Source organism: Bullifex sp. (assembly GCF_034103065.1).
Lineage (GTDB): Bacteria > Spirochaetota > Spirochaetia > Sphaerochaetales > Sphaerochaetaceae > Bullifex.
The window spans coordinates 1-2,614 of record NZ_JAXEGN010000276.1 but is presented as its reverse complement, the minus strand read 5'-3'; the positions used below and the strand labels follow the sequence as shown (position 1 = coordinate 2,614).

Sequence of the window (2,614 nt, the reverse complement as noted above, 5' to 3'; positions counted from 1 at the left end):
TTTCTTTTGTAAGGGAGAAAGAAAAAGTCTCATGGCGATATGCTAACATCTTTGCATTATTCAACTTAACATTCTTAATCATGGTTGTGATTTCTCTTTTTAATGGGATGCTTTTCTTCTTTGATGAAGATGGCTGGTATTGTGATGGCTGGGCATATGGAATAGTAAATTTCTTTGATTTCATTACTCTAATAGTTGAGTTATTACTAGTTTATAAATATAAAAAGATACTATCAAAGGAAGCCTTCTATACAATGCTTTCTTTTTCTGTCTTACCATTTATGTCAATGCTTACAATTCCATATTGGACGCCTACACCAACATACCTTTCTACTACACTTTCACTTATTCTAATTCTAATTCTCTTTCATGGAGAAATTACAAAAGCATTAGCTGATAAGGAAATACAGCTAGCAGAGAAAGAAAGACAGCTTGCTAATAGCCGAATATCAATTGCGTTAAGCCAATTAAGACCACACTTTTTATATAATGTACTTAATTCAATTTACTACCTTTGTGGCAAAGATACTCAAAAAGCTCAAGAAGCAATTAGTACCTTCTCTGACTATTTAAGAGATAATATGTCTTCAATAGAAAAAAGGAAGATGATTCCTTTTGATGATGAATTAAATCATACTAAAACATATTTAGCTCTAGAACAAATAAGGTTTAAAAACATTAGTGTTAGCTATGATATTCAAACAACTTCCTTTATGTGTCCTCCTCTATCACTTCAACCTTTAGTTGAAAATGCTGTTAAGCATGGACTATCAAAAAAGAGAGGAGGGGGAACTATATTTATCTCAACTAAAGAAAATGAAGATTCTGTTATCATTGAAGTAAGTGATAATGGATTAGGCTTTGATGTTGATAGCTACAATTTAGATAAAGAAGTACATATTGGTATTAATAATGTTAGAGAAAGAATTAAAAGTATGGCAAATGGTAGCTTTGTTATTTCAAGTATAATTAATGAAGGGACTAAAGCTGTAATAACACTGCCTAAAAAGGATATTAATAAATGAAAGTCGTTGTATTAGATGACGAAGAGCTTGCTCTCGAGAACTTAATTGAATGTGTAGAAAAGTGTAAACCAGATGCAGAGGTAGTTGGCTTTCAATATGCTGAGGATGTTTTAGATTATCTAGAGACTAACACTTGTGATTGTGCCTTTTTAGATATCGAAATGAGCGGCCTAAATGGTGTTAATCTTGCCAAAATATTAAAAGAAAAGGATAGAAATATTAATATTATTTTCTCTACTGGGTATTCTGAATATCGTGGAGATGCATTTGATTTGCATGCTTCTGGATATATCTTAAAGCCTATTACAGTTGAAAAGGTCAAAAAGGAACTTGAAAACCTTAGATACCCAATTAAAGATGAAAGTCGAATTACTATTAAATGCTTTGGTAACTTTGAAGTCTATATTGATTCTAAGCCTGTTCAATTTAGGTATAATAAAACTAAAGAGCTTCTTGCATATCTTATTGATCGTAAAGGAGCATTATGCACTAATGATGAAATAATGGTGGCCCTATTTGAATATGATAACCATGAAATATATTTAAGAACGCTTCGCAAGGATTTAATTGATAAATTCTCTGAAAAGGGGTTAAGCGATGTATTTAACCAGCAGAGAGGTAAGCTTGGTATTAAAGCTGATAAAGTTAAGTGTGATTACTATAATTGGTGTAATGGCAATAGAATCGGTAATGAATATCGTGGTGAATATATGATGCAATATAGCTGGGCTGAAGATACAAATGGTCTTTTAGAAAATAGTAAATAAAAAATGTAACGCTTTTGCAACTCTAAGCTTATTATCCTCCTTTTATCTAAAACTTAGATAAAGGAGAATTCTTAATGAAAAGAACACTATTAATGCTACTTGCATTTTTTATGGTATTCTCGGTTATTTCATGTCAGGGTAATACCCCTTCAAGTAATCAACCAGCAGAATCAACTGTAAATGTAAAGGTTGATATTCAAACAGGTAATACTATAAGTGAAATAGAAAAATACGGTAATTTATATGTAGCAATTCTATCAGGTAATGAAAAAGAATTTAATTTTAATAATTTAATTAGAGTTACAAAACGTAATTCAACTATTGTTGAACCTGTTAAACTTACATCTGATAAAACAGATATTTATGTATACTTAATTGCTGCAGATGAAGAGGAAAGTCAGCAAAAGATAGTAAAAGATACAATACATAATACCAATATTACAAAAGCAAACGTAGAAGTATCTATTATAGCAGAGTCAGGAAAAACAGTTTCACAAGATAAAATAGTTGATATCTATGTTGAAGATGTAATTTTTGTTCCAAAAGAAGGTGAGACTCCAAAAGAAGGTGAGACTCCAAAAGACAAAAAAATAGTCAAGAGAATAAATGCAACCGATATCTTTCGCGCTATTGGGGAAAGTAAAACATCGTTCTCTTTCGCAACTGAAGACACTTTATTCCCAAAAGCAATAGGTAAATATAGAGTAGAAGTTGATCCTCAAATTGATTATACCTATGAGCCTGAATCAAATCTTATCACAGAACTTGTAAAGGATAATCATAATGATAAGGATATTAAAGTTGGAATTAAATTCTTAAGTG

The 2,614-nt window shown here is 30.8% G+C and carries 3 protein-coding genes; all 3 read left to right on the top strand.

What is annotated here, in order from left to right; translation table 11 throughout:
* Positions 1-1,025 (top strand): sensor histidine kinase (locus SOY52_RS10445; protein ID WP_320848895.1); only part of this gene is annotated, 1,025 nt, incomplete at its 5' end.
* Positions 1,022-1,792: a response regulator gene (locus SOY52_RS10440; protein ID WP_320848894.1), complete on the top strand. Its 771-nt coding sequence runs from the start codon at positions 1,022-1,024 to the stop codon at positions 1,790-1,792. The genes SOY52_RS10445 and SOY52_RS10440, both read left to right, overlap by 4 nt.
* 74 nt (positions 1,793-1,866) lie before the next feature.
* Positions 1,867-2,614 (top strand): hypothetical protein (locus SOY52_RS10435; RefSeq protein ID WP_320848893.1); only part of this gene is annotated, 748 nt, incomplete at its 3' end.

Coding starts and splice junctions, on each gene's coding strand:
- SOY52_RS10440 (WP_320848894.1), top strand. CDS start 1,022: ATGAAAGTCGTTGTATTAGATGACGAAGAGCTTGCTCTCGAGAACTTA.